General features: G+C 61.7%; 20 protein-coding genes. 7 read left to right on the forward strand and 13 right to left on the reverse strand.

The features are described from left to right. Window positions 1–2485 (reverse strand): hypothetical protein (locus tag NYP07_RS12140; RefSeq protein WP_268150766.1); only part of this gene is annotated, 2485 nt, incomplete at its 3' end. 138 nt (window positions 2486–2623) lie between these two features. Between NYP07_RS12140 and NYP07_RS12145 the strand changes: the two genes are divergently transcribed. From NYP07_RS12145 to NYP07_RS12160, 4 genes are all read left to right on the forward strand, one after another. Continuing rightward, on the forward strand, window positions 2624–2944 hold the full coding sequence (locus tag NYP07_RS12145) for a DUF6471 domain-containing protein (RefSeq protein WP_268150768.1): 321 nt from the start codon (window positions 2624–2626) through the stop codon (window positions 2942–2944). Window positions 2945–3044: 100 nt separating this feature from the next. Beyond that, window positions 3045–3707, forward strand: coding sequence for a hypothetical protein (locus NYP07_RS12150; protein WP_268150770.1), 663 nt, complete (start codon window positions 3045–3047; stop codon window positions 3705–3707). Between the two features lie 238 nt (window positions 3708–3945). Beyond that, window positions 3946–4956, forward strand: coding sequence for a TniQ family protein (locus NYP07_RS12155; protein ID WP_268150772.1), 1011 nt, complete (start codon window positions 3946–3948; stop codon window positions 4954–4956). 176 nt (window positions 4957–5132) lie between these two features. Further along, window positions 5133–5486 carry a hypothetical protein gene (locus NYP07_RS12160; protein ID WP_268150774.1) on the forward strand — a complete coding sequence of 118 codons (354 nt, stop codon included), beginning with the start codon at window positions 5133–5135 and terminating at the stop codon, window positions 5484–5486. Window positions 5487–5749: 263 nt separating this feature from the next. On the opposite strand, the gene NYP07_RS12165 is transcribed toward NYP07_RS12160, so the two are convergent. From NYP07_RS12165 to NYP07_RS12200, 8 genes are all read right to left on the reverse strand, one after another. Next, window positions 5750–6082 (reverse strand): DMT family transporter, encoded by a 333-nt coding sequence (locus NYP07_RS12165; RefSeq protein WP_268150776.1) that lies wholly within the window; start codon window positions 6080–6082, stop codon window positions 5750–5752. 209 nt (window positions 6083–6291) lie between these two features. Next, window positions 6292–7311, reverse strand: coding sequence for a cyclase family protein (locus NYP07_RS12170; protein ID WP_268150778.1), 1020 nt, complete (start codon window positions 7309–7311; stop codon window positions 6292–6294). Between the two features lie 113 nt (window positions 7312–7424). Further along, window positions 7425–7832 carry a TfoX/Sxy family protein gene (locus tag NYP07_RS12175; protein ID WP_268150779.1) on the reverse strand — a complete coding sequence of 136 codons (408 nt, stop codon included), beginning with the start codon at window positions 7830–7832 and terminating at the stop codon, window positions 7425–7427. Next, the gene (locus NYP07_RS12180; protein ID WP_268150781.1) at window positions 7825–9576 is read right to left on the reverse strand and encodes a cytochrome c biogenesis protein DipZ; all 1752 of its coding nucleotides are present in this window, start codon (window positions 9574–9576) and stop codon (window positions 7825–7827) included. Before NYP07_RS12180 ends, NYP07_RS12175 begins: the two co-directional genes overlap by 8 nt. A gap of 52 nt (window positions 9577–9628) precedes the next feature. Next, window positions 9629–10423 (reverse strand): MipA/OmpV family protein, encoded by a 795-nt coding sequence (locus tag NYP07_RS12185; protein ID WP_268150783.1) that lies wholly within the window; start codon window positions 10421–10423, stop codon window positions 9629–9631. A gap of 122 nt (window positions 10424–10545) precedes the next feature. Then, window positions 10546–12402 (reverse strand): AMP-binding protein, encoded by a 1857-nt coding sequence (locus tag NYP07_RS12190; RefSeq protein WP_268150785.1) that lies wholly within the window; start codon window positions 12400–12402, stop codon window positions 10546–10548. Beyond that, entirely contained in the window at window positions 12399–13718 is a 1320-nt protein-coding gene (locus NYP07_RS12195) for a serine hydrolase domain-containing protein (protein WP_268150787.1), read from the reverse strand. The genes NYP07_RS12190 and NYP07_RS12195 overlap by 4 nt, the downstream gene beginning before the upstream one ends. After that, on the reverse strand, window positions 13715–14221 hold the full coding sequence (locus NYP07_RS12200; RefSeq protein ID WP_268150789.1) for a DUF2147 domain-containing protein: 507 nt from the start codon (window positions 14219–14221) through the stop codon (window positions 13715–13717). The genes NYP07_RS12195 and NYP07_RS12200 overlap by 4 nt, the downstream gene beginning before the upstream one ends. A 173-nt stretch (window positions 14222–14394) precedes the next feature. Between NYP07_RS12200 and NYP07_RS12205 the strand changes: the two genes are divergently transcribed. From NYP07_RS12205 to NYP07_RS12215, 3 genes are read left to right on the forward strand one after another with little or no spacing between them, the layout of a single operon-like run. After that, complete coding sequence (locus tag NYP07_RS12205) at window positions 14395–15144, forward strand: response regulator (RefSeq protein ID WP_268150791.1); 750 nt, start codon at window positions 14395–14397, stop codon at window positions 15142–15144. A gap of 29 nt (window positions 15145–15173) precedes the next feature. Continuing rightward, the gene (locus tag NYP07_RS12210) at window positions 15174–16433 is read left to right on the forward strand and encodes an ATP-binding protein (protein WP_268150793.1); all 1260 of its coding nucleotides are present in this window, start codon (window positions 15174–15176) and stop codon (window positions 16431–16433) included. 12 nt (window positions 16434–16445) lie between these two features. Beyond that, entirely contained in the window at window positions 16446–16733 is a 288-nt protein-coding gene (locus tag NYP07_RS12215) for a hypothetical protein (protein WP_268150795.1), read from the forward strand. 143 nt (window positions 16734–16876) lie between these two features. On the opposite strand, the gene NYP07_RS12220 is transcribed toward NYP07_RS12215, so the two are convergent. The 4 genes from NYP07_RS12220 to NYP07_RS12235 are packed head-to-tail and all read right to left on the reverse strand — an operon-like array spanning window position 16877 to window position 18682. Further along, window positions 16877–17080 carry a hypothetical protein gene (locus NYP07_RS12220; RefSeq protein WP_268150797.1) on the reverse strand — a complete coding sequence of 68 codons (204 nt, stop codon included), beginning with the start codon at window positions 17078–17080 and terminating at the stop codon, window positions 16877–16879. A 9-nt stretch (window positions 17081–17089) separates the two neighbouring features. Beyond that, window positions 17090–17836, reverse strand: a complete 747-nt coding sequence (locus NYP07_RS12225) for an RNA polymerase sigma factor (protein WP_268150799.1) — start codon at window positions 17834–17836, stop codon at window positions 17090–17092. Between the two features lie 4 nt (window positions 17837–17840). Next, the gene (locus NYP07_RS12230) at window positions 17841–18155 is read right to left on the reverse strand and encodes a cupredoxin domain-containing protein (protein ID WP_268150801.1); all 315 of its coding nucleotides are present in this window, start codon (window positions 18153–18155) and stop codon (window positions 17841–17843) included. Further along, the gene (locus tag NYP07_RS12235; protein ID WP_268150803.1) at window positions 18152–18682 is read right to left on the reverse strand and encodes a DUF4142 domain-containing protein; all 531 of its coding nucleotides are present in this window, start codon (window positions 18680–18682) and stop codon (window positions 18152–18154) included. The genes NYP07_RS12230 and NYP07_RS12235 overlap by 4 nt, the downstream gene beginning before the upstream one ends. Window positions 18683–18692 lie beyond the last annotated feature (10 nt).

An 18692-nucleotide genomic window follows, 5' to 3' on the forward strand; every position in this document is an offset into this window, starting at 1 on the left:
AAGCGCCGCCTTCCTTGAGAGTCAGCTTCTCCGCGCGAGCATTGCTACCGGCCTTCTTGAGCTTCTCCCTCAACGTGATCTGGATCTCTCGGGCGGTCCGGCCGTCAAGGTCTCGCGAGTTCGTGCCAACGGCTGCGTACCACCGGCCCTTCACCTCCACGTACACCACTCGTGCCGCAAAGGGCTCGATCCGCACGCGGACCTTGAACCCTTTTCGGTGACCTCGCAGCATCGCGTGCCGGTACCACATGTTGTCGACCCAGACCCCGCGGCGAGGGCAAACCTTGTGAAAGACGCGCTGGGCGAACGGACTCGTCGCCAGCATGAGGTTTTCGTCGTAGCGCTGATAGAGGTGTGCACGTTCGCCGGTCACAGTCAGTTGCTGCCGTTCGAAATCGGCCGGGGACACGCCAAGGACTGGATGGGTGCGCGTCTCGCGCTCCACGAACAGGTAGTCCTCAATGATGTTGTAGGCGCTGAGCAGCGTGTGCTCGGCATGGTTGAAACCGTTGACGGACTTGGTGACCAGCCGCGGATCCTTCATCGCGATGGTGTTCCCCGTCATCTCTGACACCACTTCTTTCTCTACCGCACCGATGAGGCTTTCGATGGGAGCGCCGCCGCGTGGCTCGGCTGGACTACGGAACCTCAGGTGGATGCCGTAGAGCTGGCAGAAGCTCTTGAGGTTGTTTCCTCGGAATTCCTTCGCGTTGTCCAAGGAAAGCACCTTGGGGAGCCGGTGGTTGCGGCGGACGTAGTCCCTAAGGATCAGAAGCACGGTGGTCGTCGAGGGCGGGTCGTACGACAAGATCAACGCACGCGCCTGCGTCGTAAAGCCGTCTGCAGCGATGGAGAGCGTGGGCTTCTGAAGTGGCATCCCCTCTGGACACGTCGTGGCCAGGTTCAGGACAGTGTGGTCGATGTAGCAGACCTCGTGCGGCGTGCGGCCATGTACCGGATACGGGTCGTAGACCGTCGAGACGATCGGCCCCTTTTGGTACGCGACGCGCTTTCCCTCGCGGGATCGGACGCATTTAAGCTCGTCGACGCGACGGCTGAACGTCGTGAACGACACCCTGTTGAGCTTGGGTTGGTCAGGCGAGACTTCGTCTGTCCTGCCGCACAGCCCCTGGTAGTGAATAAATGCCGCGCGCTTGGTGCAGGCCTCACCGCGGTTGTACTTCTCCTCGATGGCGATCTTGATCACCTCTTCCTCGCGTTCGCTGTAGCGCGGAGCGCGATTCCCTCGCCCGGCCACGTCGTCGACGAGCGCGAGCACCTGGGCAAGATGGCCCGTGACGCCTCTGATCTGACTTGCGAAGCGGCTCAGGCTGCGTCTTGAGTATTGGGTGGTGTCGTTGTTATTGACCGCCTCCAGACGCTTGAAGGCAGCGTCGAGTTGAGCCTTCGAGCAATGGGCCAGTTCTCGCGGGCCCTCGCTGGCCATCAGACCGTCAACCTTCAGCATCTGCGCGTCGAAGAGCCCTTGGAGGACCTTCAGGTCGAACGCCTTGAAGTTGCCGTTCTTGTCACGCATCTGGACGTCGCGTTCGCTACACAAGATGACGTGGTACTCGTTGCCGCCATGTTCAACCCGCGCACCAGGGCGTAGGAACATCGATCCTGGAATCGGCTGAACAGGTTCGAGTTCCTTCAGCTCCTGCAGGCGGTACACCTCGCGGACCTCTCGACTGGCGTACAGATGAAGCGTCTGCACGTGCTCGACGCGATCGGTGTGAAGGTCGACATAGACGTCTTGATGCGCGATGGCGTAGAGCAACTGGTCCGCCGCGAAGCCATCGTTGATCGCTTGCAGGTATCCGAGGCGCTTGACGTCGGTGAGCCGGTTTTGCAGCCGCTTGAGGGTGGGCAGGTCTTCCTCGATCGGCTCCCTCGACATGAAGTCTTCGAGGTACCTCAGGTTGTTCACGAGGACGCTGTTGATGGCGCGGTTGGCGACGACGCTGAACTCGATGCCCATGCCGGCGAAGTGCTCCTCTGCCGCTCGGTAATGCCAGCAATCGTTCTCGTTGTCGAACCAGAACTGGTAGGGATTCTTGACATGCAGATCGTGGAGCGCGCGCTCGTCCCGCACCTCGATAGCAATGATCTTGTCCACACGGACAACCAAGAAGTCGAGGTGGTACCCGGTGACGCCTGTACGTCGCCCCTGCTCGTCCTTGATGGACAACGTTTCCTTGGGCGCCTGGCACAGCCACATCACGACCTCAGGATCGCTCTCGAGAAGATAGGCCTGGGGGAACTCTCCGCTGCGGCTCTCCAACTCGAGACAGCGGTCGTTCTTGCGGCTCATGAACTTGATCATGACGTTGCCGCGGCGGTTGCTGACGGGCCGGGACGGTGCCTCGGCGATTGCATTTCGAACGAAGATGCGGCCGGACTGCGGTGTGTTGAGCCGCACGAACAAGTTTTCGAGGTGGGACTCCTGGGTTTGGTTGGGAGTCCATCGGTCGTTGCTTGACATGAAAATTCCTTATCTACAGACGTGAGGGATCGAGGCATCCGCATGCCGCGGGCGCCTGATCAACTTCGTAATTTGGTTAAATAAACTGAATGCGGTTTATTTGTTCGGCTGTGCAGTTTTTCTCACTAGCCTGAGTCGATGACGCGTGATCGACCTGAAGAGGCGGACCTGCCGACGGCTACTGGACGCGACGCGGAACCTTTCGCCGACGAGGCCAAACGGATCCTGAAGGCGGAAATGGTCCGGCGCGGCTTCAGCTTCAAGCGACTGGCCACCGTGCTGGCAGCGCTCGAGGAAGGCCCGACGGAATCCACACAGACCCTGATCAACAAGGTGAACAGGGGCAGGTTTTCCTTTGCCTTTTTTATTCGTGTCTGTCGTGCCATGGGTATCAGCGCGGTTGAAATTGCACCCTTGAAGGTGAATTCGTCGAGTTCTTCTGCGCGGTATGAAGCCTAGTTCCGGTCCCGTTTTTCGTGTGCGCGCAGACAACGTGGCGGCACTTGCCAAATTGCCCCGTTCATAAGAACGGAGGATCTCGGGTGTCACGCTTCATCGCTTGGACAGCAGCCCGGATGTCGAGCCTCACGACGGCGGTAGCGTGAAATCGGCCAAGCAGCGCAAGGCTGAATTCGAAGAGCGCCATCTGAACCGCGGCGGAAAGGATCCGACCAAGCCTGAGCGATGGGCGGTGATGGTCCATCTCACCGCACAGGCCAAGGAAAACTTGGCGGAGATGCGTCGGCACAACCAGATCCTGAAGACGGGGCCGACGACCAACTCTGCAATCGTGGAGGCATGGCTGCTCTCCGATGCGAACGACGACACCAGGACGGCGCAAGCGTTCAACGCCTCATCTGTTGCTGCTCGCAAGACGCGCTCGGCAAAGCTCCAGGCAGCGGACCTGCTGTTGCGCAGGCTCGAAACCGGTATCGGGACCGGAGAGGTCGGCGTCGAAGAAATCGAGGGGGCGATGTTCAGAGAGCACACCGTCGCTCGGGATCGCTGGGCGGCGAGTCTGGCTCGCGCCGTCACGGCACGGGTCGGAGCCGACGATCTCCAGGATGAGTTGCGCTGGATGTTCCGGGATGCCGTCGATGACTACATCCACGCCCTGCTATTCGATGCATTCAGCGAGCTTGGGAGCGACCACCAACAGGCCGATGACGAAGAGGCCGTGGAGTGGATCCGCCGCCGACTGGGAATCTCGTCCAAGCGATGACAGCAGGACCGGCCTGGTCCTTGCCGCGTGACCGGCGCGCCAGGCTCGAACCCTCTGACGCAGAGCCACCTCCTATTACTGCACCCCGAAAGCGCATTGCGTTTGTTGCACATTGGCATGCAAAGAGCTAACCTGAACGGGTCAATCTGATTCGAAAAGGCGCCGCGTCATGTTTGAGAAAGGGACTAGTTTTCCATCGGGAGAACGCCGCAATTTGGCTGGGCTGAAACCCTGGGCAGTGAAGTCCACGACCCCATCGCCAAGCATTGCAGATGACGACGTCATCCCCCACATCCGCATTGCAGTTGAAGGTCGGGGTGCGAAAGTGGACGCGATTGCGGTCCCACGGTTCGCGACCATTCAATCGATGATCGACAACTCCTACCTCGCCAACGCGCATCGGAAGGTCGCGATGCGGGACACCAAACCTATCGGCAGGCCCCATCACTACGGTGACCATTCAGGCTGGGGCGCCGCCCTCATCGGCGAAGACATCTTCGGAGGGAGCATCTCGGCTGACGAGCTGTTGGACAGCCACAGCCACCTATGGCTGGCAACCTGCATGGATGCGGAAGACGATGCCGTGCGCACACGGACCGCGCAGCGCCACCACGCACTCGGCAGCTACAACGTACGCCACCAATATGTTGCCGAGGACGTATTGGAATCCTCCGAACTTCGTCGCTGTCCGCATTGCGTGGCCAGCGATGTCGAGAAGTACGGCGTGGCGTATTGGCGTATCCATCATCAATGGCCCTTCGCACGACACTGCGCGGAGCACCGCACACCGTTGAAGGCGGCCTGCTCGCACTGCCGCATGTCGCCCTCGCTGAGCCTGCGGGCCAGCCAGGCGCCCACGGACGATTGCGTGCACTGCGGCTCTACCGCCGGTTTCACGGATCTGATCGACGACAAACCGATTGCGGCGGACCCCGACGCGTACTGGTTCATGCTCGACCTCGCATTCCGTGCCCTTCAGAACAAGACGCCGGAGCTGCGCCCAGAACCTCGTGAACGCCTCTACGCGGCGCTGAACAGGGGTCGTTTTGATCAAAGGGATCTCCTCGCCCTGACCTGCTCGGTGTGGCACGCCTCGACGCCCGACGACCTCGCCGAACAACTAGGCGTGAACGTCTTTCCCCACGGACGTCCATACCTGCGAGCGAAAGGCGACGAACAAATCTTGATGAGGTTCGCCGTCGCAAGCACGGCGCTGCGGCTTGCGCGGGCGCTGCACTTGCACGTGTGAGCGCCCCGCTGGCCAGCGCCGCGCGCAGCGTCAGCTGCTGGGCACTGCCACTGGCGGTGTCTGCTGCGCCGGCCACGGGAAAGAGCGCGGCTCAAAGAAGCCGGTCGTTTCACATTGCATTTATTGCACTTTCACCGATAGGGCGGTAGGCTGCCTGATGTCAGCGTGAGTTCCACATGCCCAAGGTCACCAAGGACGATCTACTGCTAGAGAAGGTGAAAGCCCTCGTCGCCCAAGAAAAAAGCTACGAGGCTGCCGCGGCTCGGTTGAATGTGAACACGACGACGCTGTGGCGGTTCGCCAAAAACGGAACCGCTATCGCTCGAACGCGAGTGAGCATGGAGCGCGGGTTGGCAAACCTAGACAGTGAAAGTGAAATGCAGCTACGCGGCGCGGCGCGCAGGCATGAGCAGTTGACACCGCAGATGTTCAGCAGCGCGGACTTGCGGGAGATGCGCGCGCTATGTGATCGCATGGTGGCCTGGATAGACCAAGCTGAATCAGCGTTGGCCAAGTCGACGAGCGACTAGCGAACTAGGCCCCGCCGAAGCCCGCAGGTGCCGCATCTGCGGCAATGAGCAACCGCAATTGCGCTCTAAGCTGGGAGTTCAGCCGTCCAGGCAAGCACACGCCAGGCGTCTACTGAACCCATCTTGACGATGCCTGGCGAGCGGTCCTTGGCTATCCATGCGGCGGTGCCCGACACGCAGGCAGCAGGCCGAAGTTTTCACTCAGCGCACCCTAGGCCAAAGGCCCGACAGGGACGTCGGTGTTGGCACGGCGACGTGACGACCTAGCTTGCGCTCAGGTTCAAGGCGATAACGCCGGCAATGATGAAGCCCAAGCCGGCAAGTCGAAGCAAGCTCGCTGACTCACCAAAACACAGCACGCCCAACAACGCCGTCAGCGCCGTCCCGCTTCCGGCCCACACCGCGTAGGTCAGCCCGACTTCAAGGTGCCGCACCGAAATCGCCATCAACCAGATAGCTGCGGCGTAGCAAAGTCCGGTCGCGACTGAGGGGAGGACGCGAGTGAAACCGTCCGCATAGCGCAGAGCGAGCGTTCCAGCCACCTCAGCGAGAACGCTTGCCGCAAGGACAAGCCAAGGAAACGAAGAATTGCGCATGGAGTACCTCTCGAGCCAAGCGCCTGTACCGAGCGCGGCCGGAGGGTGTGGGAGCGGTACCCCAGGGAAGCTCGAAAGGGTAACAAAATCGGACTACAAGAGCGTGTACCAGCAGCGCGTCGAAGTCTCATGGTGCGTGCAACCAAATACACCTGGACTGTTGCCGTCTCAGCTGCGAACGCAACGCGGACCATCGATGCGGTAGCAGCTCACCGCCAGCACATCCCAACAACGCGGGCTGGGCCTCCCGTGCCGCCCACGTGCTTCAGGACGCCAGCCACAAGCTGGCAACTCTCTCTTCTTTCGATCGCGCTAGCCAGCGCTTCAACGTTTGCGAGGCTCTCCAAAATCAAAATGTCGCGTTGATAGAGCCTGACATGAGCTGGCCACGCGAAAGAATAGTTTTCATCACGACCTTTCGCGCTTTCACCAGAGTCCCCTGTAAAGCTGTCGGAGCCGATCCCAGCAATCTTGATCCCTCGCCTATCGAGAACCTCGACAAGTCGGTCTATGGCCTCCCGTGTAAATCCGGGATGGTTCATGCCGTTGACAAATGCGGACTTGTCCCAATCCTCACCTGACGCCGGAAAGAACTTGGACCACCCCGTGTTCGCGATGAGCCATGCCCCGTCGACCAACTGATCCTGAATCGCCGTAATGTCACTCGCGCGCACGGTTGCGATTGATCCGTCGCTGAAGTCGGTAACGCCCGTGTCAGGACTGGGCATGCCTCCGTTCCTATTCAGTTCAGCACCGACGCGCCGTGAGACGTCGATCAACACGACGGGCCCCGTGAGTTGCCGGACGTTGATCTCGTCAACACTCTTGCGATATGCGTTCGGGATTCCTCCGGGCTCCAAGCTCGCGTCTTCATTGACGTAGTGATTTGGCGCATTGAGGTGAGTGCCGGCGTGCTCTTGGAGGAGCAACGCTGCGGAGTCGAAATGACCTTGATTGGTCTTGAATACCTCCGGAGCAAAGAGGACCGCCTGCGGACCAAAGCCAGCAATCGGGGTGCTGCGCCGAACTGGCCTGTCCAAGTCAGGGAGTAGAGGCTGATCTTCCCGAGGTCTGAAGGTTGGAATTGCGTGTGTCAAATCCAGAACGCGGATCGAATCCTGTCGCGGCTGCAACTGAAGTTCGCGGTGCACATTGGAGCATCCGCCAACCAGGCATAGCAGCACGACCACCAAGACCATCAAAACAGGGGGCGCAAGTTGAGTCTTCATCCAAAACTCCAGAGGTCGATTGGTCCTCGTAGGGCGTTGCAACAACGCTTCGAAAAAGTGTCGATATGGCGTCAAGGCGCCGGTCGCGGGCCGCTCACCACCAGTGCCGTTGATCAGCGCGAGACTTTCTCGCTCTTCACGGGTAAGCAGCGCACATACTGAACGGCGGCGCTGAGAAGCAGATGCCGAATCCGATCGTCACCAAATACACGTTCATCCGCTCGAATCCATCCCGCCAACCGCTTTCCTCGAGAGATCATTTGGTCGACTCCGGGCAACGCAAGAGCCCACGCGTCGTTCCCCTTTCCCAAGCGAACGAGGAGACCATCGTCACGCGCGCCGCAAAGTAGCTTCCCGTTCAGCAGCCAAGCCCAGCCGCCAAACATTGCCTTGTCCGACACACCAGCAACGTCCCTCAGGTCGTCGTAGATGATCGCTTCAAGCCCTCTGTCACGCGCCATGACGATGATTTGCGGTGAGCGATGAATTGATGAACAAGAACGACAACGCAGCTCAACCAAAGGTGAATGCGTAAGCTGTTGCGCCGGTGTCCTGGAACTCGATGCTGAAAGTTCGTTCTTTGACTTGGCCGTTCTGCCTGACGAGCTGGTAGAGGCGCTCTCGCACAACAACGCCCGTGCCGTCGGCCTTCACGTCCGCGCCGTGCGCATCGCCGGGCGCCTTGCCATCGATCAACACCCTGAACCGGATGGGCTTGCCGGATGAGCCCGGCCCCAAGACCAGGTGCAGATCTCGCGACTGGAAACGATAGACAACCCGGCCTGGCGAGGCGTCGAGCGTGGCTCGATCTCGACCGACGTTCCACCGGCCCGAAAGACCCCATTCGTTCAGCATGATCCGTGCCGGAACGGTGTACTCAGTAGCCGTGTCGCGAGCCGCCGCGGGCGCCGATGCAAAATTCACTGAGCGTTCGTAACCCAGATAGGTCTCGGAGGAGCGCATGGCCCCTTCGTCGGCGGCGGCCTGCACTCCTTGACCTTGAGGCTCCGCGAAACCGTCGACAACGCTGGCGCCAGCTTCACGCAATAGTTGCTGGATGACGCGTTCTGACTCAGCGTGCCCCCCTTCACCAAAGTGCCGATGCCGAATGTGTCCCTTCGCGTCGATGAAGTAGTGCGCCGGCCAATACTGATTTCGGTAGGAGCGCCAGATCGAGAATTCGTTGTCCAAGGCTACTGAATACTCGATGCCCAGATCCTTCAGTGCCTTCTGGACGTTGCCCACATCTCGCTCAAAGGCGAACTCGGGTGCGTGCACCCCGATCACGACCAAGCCTTTCGGTCCGTATTTCTGCGACCATGCCTTGACGAAGGGAAGCGTGCGAAGACAGTTGATGCACGAGTAGGTCCAGAAGTCAATCAGGACCACCTTTCCCTTCAGAGAAGCAGGGGACGGTCTTCCGCCGTTCAACCAGTGTGTCGCCCCGTCCAGCGTGGGGGCGACGCCCAGATCCGGCAACTTCAACGCGTCTGCGTTGCTGCCAGTCGGCCGTGCCCCAGCTCTGGCCGGCTCAACCGGATCGCTCGCACTCAAGCTGGCGACGAGGTGCTGCTCGAGCCCGCCCGTGGAGGCCACGGAGAGCTGAGCCAAAGCGCCGGTGTCAAATCCAAGCGCGATGGCGCCCACACCCGCAAGCATGGCGCCCCCAAGCACCCTGCGGATTCCCTCCCCGGCACCAATGGATCGCTTCATGGCCGCGAACACCTTTGCCCCAAGGAGAAGTGCTGCGCCCATGGATGTCGCGGCTCCTGCCGCGTAGGCCAGCAGCAGCAGACTGCTGGAAAGGCTGGCCCCCTGCAGCGCTGCGCCTGTGAGGATGAGTCCCAGGATCGGCCCCGCACAGGGCGCCCACAGCAGTCCCGTCGCGACGCCCAGCATCAACGACGCGCCGATGCGAGGATGCACCTGTCCCGTCGTGGATTCGGACAAGCGCGCACCCAGCGCCACCAGCGGACGAGTGAGCCTGTCAGCAATGCTGGGCCATAGCAAGGTGATGCCGAACAGCGCCAACAACACCAAGGCCGCCCAACGTCCGTACTGGTTCGCGGCGACCACCCACCCACCGCCTACCGCAGCAAGCGATGCCACCAGCGCAAATGTCAAAGCCATTCCGACAAGCAGTGGAAGTCCGCTGCGCAGGAAAGGTGCCTGCGCACGAGAAAACACAAAGGGCAGCACGGGGAGAATGCAAGGGCTGACGATCGTCAACACGCCCCCCAAGTAGGCAAGGAGCAGCAACAACATGAGATTGAGCCTGTTTCGTCAATTGGCAGTGCAGAAGGTCGATACCAGACACCTAGAAGGAGTAGCTGTACCCGACCTTCAGTGTGGTTTCTAGTGATTTCGCCACGATCGGACTGGCAGTGATGCCATTGCCGTAGCGTGTGTTGGATACGTCGACTTGGAACCTATGTCGCAAGTCAATGGCATGCTGGAGACGGACGCCAAATTCAAGCGCGCGTGCAGACTTTCCCGCATAGAAGGGCCTGGTAGAAGTAGCCTCGGCGGCTGTCACCCCATAGAAGTAGTCGACGTACCGTCTATCAAAGCTTGACACCGCGACGTGCGGGACTAACTGCGTCATCGGTGCCATGCGAAAGGCGTGTTCAGCGCCGAACCTGGCCGCGGATCCATGGCTGCCACCAGATGCGCTCTTCAACCAGGTAAGCATGAGGTCTGCAAGTTCGCACTGCAGACTGGAAGCAACTCCAACCATGACAGCGCTCCTTCGATCTGCCATCCCAGCAAGCTGAGGAGAATCGATGCCTTTGTATCCCTCGCCAATCGGAAGCTCAGCATGCAACGAGAGCTTCACGGCCCCGACTGAAGGAGCAGTGACGTCAATCTGATTGCCAGACACGTGCACCACGTCGCCGTCGTATCGCACAAGCGGCAACGCCGTTGATCTTGTGCCGACGCCGTCGTAAATGCTCTTTCTGACGTTTACGGCAACGCCTAGTCCCCAGCGGACTGAGGTCGGTTCCACTGCCGTTTGGTCCGAGGCTCCTTTATCAGCTGCACATGCCGAGGCAGTCGACATCACAAGGAGGGCAAGAGCCAATGGATGAGCTCCGCAGAGCGACTTCTTCATCATTCGATTGGTAGGGATTCTTTGGCGAGCGACGACTGACCATCTCGATCAACACGTCTCTCTTTCGCGTCTCGAAGCGAGGCTAGACGGACCTTGATTCCTGTGAGCGCATCACAGGACACCTAGGAATCCGAAAACTCGAGGCGAACGGTGAACGCGGCGAGTCTTTCCGTTACCGCCGACCGCATCGCAGCGCCGTCTAGCTTCCGCCCATGGATTTCCGTCTCAACTTTGACGACCGCGATCAGCCCGCCTACGGTGTCGTCTCTTACCTCGACAGATGCGATCGGGAGATCGCTCAGTGATTCAGCAAGAGCGCCTTGTGCCGCATCGGCCCTAAGCGCGGGTTTGTATGGTTTTCCAACTGCCGTGAGTGGCAACGAGTCAACCACCCTCACCCAGCGCGGTGAAGCAGGTCGTTCAACAACGTTGGCAGCAGCGAAATCCTGCAGCTCCTCCGCTGTTGCACTCTTCCCAGGCTTGAGCGTCGCGTATGCGACTGGAATCTCTCCGGCATAGGCATCCGGCATCCCGACAGCAGCAGCGTCGGAAACAGCTGGGTGCGTTCTCAGGCAGTTCTCAATGACTGCGGGGTCGATGTTGTGTCCACCGCGGATGATGAGATCCTTCGATCTGCCGGTGATGAAAACGCGGCCATTAGGCTCCACATGGCCAAGGTCACCCGTGACAAGCCATCCGTCGTCAGTGAAGAGCGACTGGTTGTGCTCCTCCTGGAGGTATCCCGGCGTCACCTGGGGCCCGCGCACCACCAGCCCCCCAACCTCACCTGGGGCGCACCTGATCTCACCAGGGCGGCCGGCCACCATACGCCGCGCCTGTACCTCGCAAAAGGGAACCGGCAGACCTGCGGACCCGCGAACTCTGTCAGCCCACACCGGATCAACGCAAATGACGCCGCCGCACTCGGTCATTCCATAGACCTCGCGAAGGGGGCGGCGAGTCACTCGTTCAACGGCATCCGCCACAGCGGGGGGTGTCAGCGCGGCGCCGCATACGCTCGCTCGCAAGGTAGAGAGGTCGGCGGTACCGACTTCCTGAGACAGCGCGGCCGCAAAGGAGGTTGGAACCCCTCCCAACAGAGTCACCCGATGCCGCGCAGCAATCCGCCAGAAGTTGGCGATCACGGAAGGATCCCGGAATCCGAGCGGCGAAGGGATCAAGACTTGGCCCCCGGCGACGAACATCGAGAGACTGCCAAAGATGGTGGCAGCCACATGGAACATCGGCAATCCATTGAGCATGACATCCATGACGTTGGCGCCGATTGCGACCGAGCCGCCGTACGCTGCGGCGAGTTGGTTCCGATGCGTATGGATGGCCAGCTTGGGTGCACCGGTCGTCCCACCCGTATGAAAGTAGGCAGCGGCATCATCCAGGTCAGGAGCCGAAAACTCTACAACTGGCGAAGCGGCGGCGAGTGCGGTTGCAAAGTCGACGTCTGCATAGGGCGCTTCGCCACCACCCAGGCGCATCAGCGTGTGCACTGAAGGTGCCAAGGTGCGCGCGGTTCTGGCCTTGGCCCAGATGTCCACGCCCGCAGTTGGTCCAAAGGCAACGAGCACCTTCGCATTTGCCGCGTTCAAGAGCGCCGCAATCTCCTCCGCCTGCAATAGCGGATTGATAGGCATCGCGACGCCTGCAGACTCCGCCCCCCAGAGCAGATAGTGGGTCTCTGGTACCGCGGGCAAAAGGTAGGCCACGACGTCTCGGCGGCCTACGCCGAGATTGCGTAGGAGATTCGCTGAACGGCCAACGTTCTCGAACAGCTCGGCGTAGGTGACCGCGGTCACCGAATCATCTCCGCCAACACTCGTAAGAAACGTCAGCGCAGTTCGCTCACCGTGAACCGCGGCGCTCGCCTGCAGCGCATGGAAAACGCTACGGGCCGGTGGCCACTCTTCCAGGCTGTGGCCTTTCAGCAGTTCAGGCGGGCCATCTAGCTCGGGCCAATGAATCATGGCGCACTCCGAGCCGAGCGGACGGCGCCCGCGAGAGCCGAGAACGCTTGCCGGTCTTGGACGTGCGTGAACGCGGTGTTGGGGACCGGATGAGATGACAGCTTGACGACGACCAATTCCGCCGCGGGGTTGACATGCACATGCTGGCCGTTCAGGCCCTTCGCCTCAAAGCTTCCGTCTCGATCGTGGGGAATCCACCAGAAGTCGTGATACGAGTAGCCGGCGCGCATGGGTTGCCCAGCCATCTTGAATTTCTCTGGATCGGCGCCCTTTCGCAGTTCCGCCACCACCGCACGGGAGAGGACCTCTCGGCCGTTGTACTGACCTTGTTGCCTGAGCATTTCTCCCAGGCGGGCCAGGTCACGAGCGGTAGCACCGACACCCACGCTGGCGAGTTGCGTGCCGTTGGGGTCAACCCAAACGTATCCATCTTCGCCCGCACCCATCGGCGCCCAGAGGCGTTCCGACAGCAGCTGAGCCAATGACTGGCCAGTCACCCGTTGCAGAAGCCAGCCGATGACCTCGGTATCAACCGTCTTGTATTGAAACCCGACGCCGTGCTCACCAGCCTTCTTTACGCCCGGCAGATAGGCGGTCATGTTGCGAGGTCCCGGGTAGTTTGCCGGGGCCGGAACAAGCCCACCTGCGATCAGATACTGAAAAATGCCCGAGCGCGGATTGCTGAAGTCTTCGTCGTACTGAACGCCGGTCGTCATGTCGAGCGTCTGCTGGACCGTGGCGTCGTCCCAGGCCGAATCCTTGAGCTCGGGAAGGTAGCGTGACACCGGCGCACTCGCGTCGATCCGCCCTTCCTGGATGAGTTGTGCCGCGAGCAGCCCCGTGAGCGACTTGCTCATAGACCACAAGGCGTGGGGCTGCCAGGGCTTCATCCCGGCGTCGTACCGCTCGTAGATGATCTTTCCGCGATGCAAAACCACAAGCGCGTCTGTGTACGTGCTCTTCTGCCAGTCCAGCAAGCTGACCTGCCGGCCCTGGCCGTCGTCGAACCGCAGTTGCTCGAGCTCCCGAGGCGCTTGAGCGAGAGGGCTTGGATTGGCGGGGCCATGCCAGACAGTGGCCGTGGGTCCCAACTCACGCATGTGATGAAAGGCCCACCGCGCGTTCGGGAACTGCAGCACGTTGGCCAGTCGCACCGTCTTCTCCGGCGGTGGCGGAAAGCCTTCCATCAACTTCAGCGCAACGGGATCCGTCGCTTCAGGCGGTGGAAGCTGGGGCCGAGGCTGTGCTTCGCAGCCGGCGGTAAGAAAATAGGCTGTGGCGGCCGCGATGGCCAGCTGAGTCAGACGGAAGTTCATGCGGACTCCTTGGTAGAAGTGGAGCGGGAGGGTTCGGAGGCTGGCGCCTCTTTCGGGGCAGCCTTCGGCGACGCCTTTTCAGCAGGCCGGTGCCAGACTTGCGACTTGCCGAACAGAGGAATGAAGATGTACGGCCGGACCACGAGTTGCTGACCATCCATGGACAGACGAACGCTGTAGGTCTTGGCGTTCTCGCGGTTGTAGATTTCGCCGCCCAGGGTCGCGTTGTCGCTTGAGGGCCTCAGACTCATGAGGATCTTCATGCCCAGCGCAGAGCGCTTGTCGGCGGCGTCCATGTTCTGCCCGGGTGCACTCATGGACTTGTTGCCCAGCACTCGAGTGACGGTGCCGCACCAAGCGTCGGCACAGGGGGCAATCTCCACTTCGAGGTTGCCGGATTCAGTAATCCAGCGCCCCTCGAAACTGGCTTGGGGCTGGGCTTGCAGCGCGCCCGCGATCAGCGCGAGAGTGGCGACTACTGCAGCGGATGGTCTCTTGAACATGCAGGCTCCTTGAATCGGATGACTGCATTGGGCGACGTGCACTTGTCCTGCGCTTGTCCACAAGCGGCCCTTTTGTACGCCCAGGTATCTGGCGGAATCCCAGACAAACTGAGATACAAGACTCAGTAGTGCCCCTTCCCCGGCAGCCGGACCCTGTCCTGTACAACGTCGCCATGGAGAAGCTCGACCACATCCTCATCGTCGACGACGATCCCGATATCCGGGAGATGGTTGTCGATTACCTGCGCCGGCAAGGGCTGAAGGCCAGCGGCGCGGCGAGTGGACGCGAGATGCGCACCGTCCTCGCCAACGAGCGCGTCGATCTGCTAGTTCTCGACTTGATGCTTCCAGGCGAGGACGGAATCACCTTGTGTCGGGAACTGCGTGCCCCGGGGCAGCCGCCACTTCCCATCGTGATGCTGAGTGCCCGTTCGGAAGAGGCGGACCGAATACTTGGCTTGGAATTGGGCGCGGACGACTACCTGTCCAAGCCCTTTGCGGCCCGTGAACTACTGGCTCGCGTCAACTCGGTACTACGTCGCACGCGGATGATGCCTCCGCAGATCGCCGCGGAATTGCCCCGATCGCGCTTGCGGTTCGGCGACTGGATCTTGGATACCGCGGGACGCCATCTCGTGGATCTGAGCGGCACGGTGGTCTTGCTGTCAGGTGCCGAGTACCGGTTGCTGAGGGTGCTGCTTGAGCACCCTCAGCGCATCCTGACGCGCGAGCAGCTGCTCCAGTTGACGCAGGGTCGGGATGCAGATGTATTCGATCGGTCGATAGACCTGTTGGTAAGCCGCGTTCGGCAGAGGCTACGGGACGAGCCGCGCGAGTCCCGCTACATCAAGACCGTCAGAAACGAGGGCTACGTGTTTTGCATGCCGGTCCAACCCGCCCCCTCCGAAGCCGAGGTCCCTTGAGAAGGCCGCGCACGCTATTCGGACGGCTGATGCTGATCCTGGCCATCGGCCTGGTGCTGGCCCAGTCGCTGACGTTCTTGTTCGTCCTGGGCGAGCGCAGTCTCACCATGCGCGGGATGATGGTGGAGTACCTCTCGGCCGACGTGGCGAGTTCGGTGGCCATGCTCGACCGCCTGCCGTCTTCTGAGCGCGGGCTCTGGCTGGAACGACTGAAACGTCCGAACTATCAGCTACGGCTTGGCGACGTCATCCATTCAGAAAGCTTGTTAGCCGTACCCGACGGATTGGCAAAAGCGGTGGCGGGGTCGCTCTCCGAGGCCCTGGCGCAACCTGTCTTGACCTCAGACCAGCGCGATGGCTCTGGCGAACTGAGGTTCCTTCTCCGCTTGCAGGACGGTAGTCCCGTTTCAGTGGTGATTGGCCCGCCGGCACTGCACCTCTCACCCTGGCTGTTGGCAGCATTGGCCGGCCAGTTCGCGCTGTTGGGTACCGGTTGCTGGCTCGTCGTACGCCAGGTGACGCGGCCTCTGTCTCAGCTCGCAGTCGCGGCGAGATCCCTGAAGCCCGGACAGCCGGGCACGACGCTTCCGCCCGACGGACCTCGCGAGGTCCTGGAAGTCACCGAAGCCTTTGACCAGATGCGTCACCGGATCGATGAGCATCTGGAGGAACGCGTGGAGATGCTCGGCGCCATCTCGCACGACCTGCAGACGCCTATCACGCGGATGCGCCTGCGTGCCGAAATGCTGCGCGACGAACCCATGCGAGACAAGCTGCAGGGAGACTTGGCGCAGATGCAGCATCTCGTCGAAATGGGGCTGGCCTACGCACGCACTAGCCAAGCCATTGAAGAGCCGTTGATGCCGACCGACCTGGTTGCACTTCTGGAGAGCATCGTGGCGGACTATCAGGATGCCGGTCAAGACGTGGTGTGGCTCGGTGGCCCGCTCATCACGGCGAGAACCAGGCCGAAGGCGCTCCACCGAATTGTGGTGAATCTCATTGACAACTCTCTAAAGTTCGCCGGAGCGGTGGAGGTCTCGATGGAACAGCAAGACGGCAAGGCAGTGATGCGCGTGATGGACCGAGGTCCTGGGATACCGCCAGAAGATATCGACAAGGTCACGAAGCCGTTCTATCGAGTTGAAGGATCTCGTAGTCGTGAAACTGGCGGCACAGGATTGGGACTTGCGATCGTTCAGCGGCTTCTGGTGCATTGCCAAGGTGACTTGGCACTGTCGCCCCGGGAGGGCGGCGGACTCGTCGCGGCCGTCAGAATTCCTTTGTGACCGCAACCCGAGGTGAAGTTCATCGCATTGAGCGATGAACAGAAGACCGCTTTGATGGGCGAATATGCCTCACCGCAGGTCTCCATCCGAGTCAACGTTGACGATCAGGGCCGGTTGATTGCCCAACTGGCTAGCCAGCCCATCTTCGAGTTGAAGGCCAGCGCGCCTCGGCACGCCCATGTGCCGCAGGCGAACGTCCAACTGAATTTCGGCAGCGATGGCGAGCTTGTGACTTCCGTGACGTTGATTCAGTCCTCTGGGACCATCATGCTTCGTCGCGTTCCGTCACCGAGTCTCTGACGCGATGTCCGTGTGCGCACTTGAGGGCAAGCCCCGCGACGAATGCGATCACAAGGGCGGGGGAGATGGACGCCAGATCGTCGAAGCGAACTGCTGGCGGCCCGGACGCTGGTGAAGGTGCATCGGGCTCGGTGCCGTCACGCTCAGGTGCTGTATTTTCCTGACTTCTCGTCATGAAGCAGCCCAGTCGGGGTTGATGCCGGCAATGCGCCGTTGGCTTGCCGGACGCGGCACACGTCAGCCGGCTGGGCGAGGTCGACGTAGGCGTCCGCGGTGGCGAGGCCAATCGCCAGCAACGCGCCGGCGACTGTCAGGGTGAGCTTCCAGCGCTCAGTCCAGGTGCGCATGGGGGCTCCTCACCGCGTAGGCGCCAGCGCGAAGCGGCGCTCATGGTCAGCTTGATCCCGCAACCTGGCGAGCACCGAAGCCACGATGCGGTCGCAACGCTCGCCGTCGAATGCGAAGACGTCGCGCTGTGCAGAGTCAAGATCCAGCGCAAGCGACTCGCGAAGCAGCCCACGCGCCCGGAAGTAGCGGCTGCGCACGGTCGCTTCAGGAATGCCGAGCGATTGCGCGGTTTCTTCCACGCTGAGTTCCTCGACGGCGCGCAGCACGAAGACGGCTGCGAAGCTCTCAGGCAGGTCGTCCAGCCTGCGCTCGATGAGGGTGCGCAACTGCGCGCGGGACAATGCGTCTTCGGGCTTTTCGGCCGGCGCTGCATCCATGGCGTCAATCTCCGTGTCTACCGGCGCGGCCTCGGCTTCGGGCGCGGTGGGAACGAACCTGGCAATGCCGTCGCGGCGCGCTTGCTTGCGCAGCCGACCCCAGCATTCATTCATCACCAACTGCGACAGCCAGGTTCCCAGCGACGCGTCGCCCCGGAACTTGCCGATCGCGCGGAAGGCCTGCAGGTAGGCATCCTGCAGCGCGTCCTCCGCGTCGCCGTCGTGTTTGAGCGTGACTCGCGCGAGGCGAAATAGGCGCCGGTTGTACTGGCGCATCAGGCGCGCGAAGGCGGCAGAGTCGCCCGCAACCACCTGCAGCGCCAAATCGAGATCTGCCTGGCGACCGCTCGGTTCCGGGAGGGAAGTCGTCGTGTTCATGGCGTCATTGGACGTTGAGGTAGGCCTTCATCATCGGGTGCAGCGCGCAGACGTAGCCCTGCTGCCCGGGCGTCTTCACCCTGAAGCTCCAGGACGCGCCAGGCGCGATGGCTCCCGAGTCGAACGCCCTGCCAGCGGTCGCGGTATGCGGCACCACGTCGCGGTTGACCCACGTGACGCGGTCGCCGCGCTTGACCGTCAAGGTCTCGGGGTTGAAGCGCATGCCCTCGATGATGACCGTATGGGTCTCGCCCCAGGCCGCCGGGCCCGCGGCGAGGAAGGCCCAGGCGACGGCGGCGGCGCGAAGCCGCCGCGTCACTTCAACGCACCCTGGAGGTGACGGGCGTGCTGCAGGTGGGCGTCGATGGCCGGGCGCACCTTCACCAGGAGTGCCTTCAGCTCAGCGTTGCTGGCACTGGGGATGAGCACCTGGTCCAGCGCGTCGAGCACGGCCACGTGGTAGTCGACTTCGTGGTCCACATAGGCCTTGTCGAACGCCGCACCGTCCAGGGTGCGCAGCTTGGCGAGGTTGTCGTCGCCCCCCTTTTGCAGGCTTTGTGCGGTGGGGTTGTCCTGCGGCTTGACCTTCAGCTTGGTGACGAGGTCGACCGCCATCTTGTTGACGCCGCTGTGGTCGGTGACCATCTGCTGCGCGAAGGCCTTGACGGTGGCGGACTTCGTCCTGCCCGCGGCGAGCTTGCCGGCATCGACGTCCACCTGGTTGGCGGTCACGACGATGGCGGCGATTTGCGCGTCGTTGGGCCCTTCGGCTGCGTGGGCCGCGTGGGCGGCGAGGGACAGGGTAGCGGCAGCGGCGAGCGCTGCGAGGGGGAGGCGTCGGGTCATGGTTTGTGCT

Source organism: Pelomonas aquatica (genome assembly GCF_026712205.1).
Lineage (GTDB): Bacteria > Pseudomonadota > Gammaproteobacteria > Burkholderiales > Burkholderiaceae_C > Pelomonas > Pelomonas aquatica.